Origin of the sequence: Vibrio aquaticus (genome assembly GCF_003970385.1) — a bacterium.
GTDB classification, from domain to species: domain Bacteria; phylum Pseudomonadota; class Gammaproteobacteria; order Enterobacterales; family Vibrionaceae; genus Vibrio; species Vibrio aquaticus.
Window position 1 is genome coordinate 1 of the sequence record NZ_RXZH01000058.1, and the last position, 756, is coordinate 756.

Sequence of the window (756 nt, forward strand, 5' to 3'; positions counted from 1 at the left end):
TCTCGCAGTCATATGGACAAGCTCATCTGCGGCCTTACGGCGTAATTCCGCATCAGTAAGCGCATTGGCCCGCATGTTCTGATACAGGTTGGTAACCAGCCAGTAGTGCGCGTTTGATTTCCACGGATAAGACTCCGCATCCGGATACAGGCCTCGCTTCCGGCAATACTCGTATCTGCGGCCTTACGGCGTAATTCCGCATCAGTAAGCGCGTTGGCCCGCATTTTCTGATACAGGTTGGTAACCAGCCAGTAGTGCGCGTTTGATTTCCACGGATAAGACTCCGCATCCGGATACAGGCCTCGCTTCCGGCAATACTCGTAAACCATATCAACCAGCTCGCTGACGTTTGGCAGTCCGGCGGTAACGGATGCTTCTTCCCGGCACCATGCAACAAACTGCCCGGGTGATGGCAGAAATGGTCGATTCTGCCGACGGGCTACGCGCATTCCTGCGTTAACCTGTTCCATCGTGGTGATCCCGTTTTCCCGAAAAGCCAGAACCCACTGGCGACGGATTTCGTTCACTTCGTTCTGGTCACGGTTAGCCAGGCTCGCCGGGAAAGTTGCCAGTAACTGGCTGAACACACCGTTGATGAGGTCGAGTACCTGCTGTACCTGCGGCTTTTCGTCGTACTGTTCCGGCATGTTGTTGGCGATCCGACGCATCTGCTCACGGTCAAAGTTAACCATCTGTGCGGCGATGTTTTTCATAGATCCACCCCGTAAATCCAGTCTGTGTTTGTCAGGTCGAGTT

1 protein-coding gene and 1 pseudogene are annotated in these 756 nt (G+C 54.2%); both read right to left on the reverse strand.

The annotated features are described in order from the left end of the window. On the reverse strand, nt 1-150 hold a 150-nt coding region (locus tag EJ063_RS21455), incomplete at its 3' end, for a replication protein P (RefSeq protein WP_369333365.1). Between the two features lie 35 nt (nt 151-185). Then, nucleotides 186-713: pseudogene (locus EJ063_RS20340) on the reverse strand (replication protein P); the annotation flags it as partial. Nucleotides 714-756 lie beyond the last annotated feature (43 nt).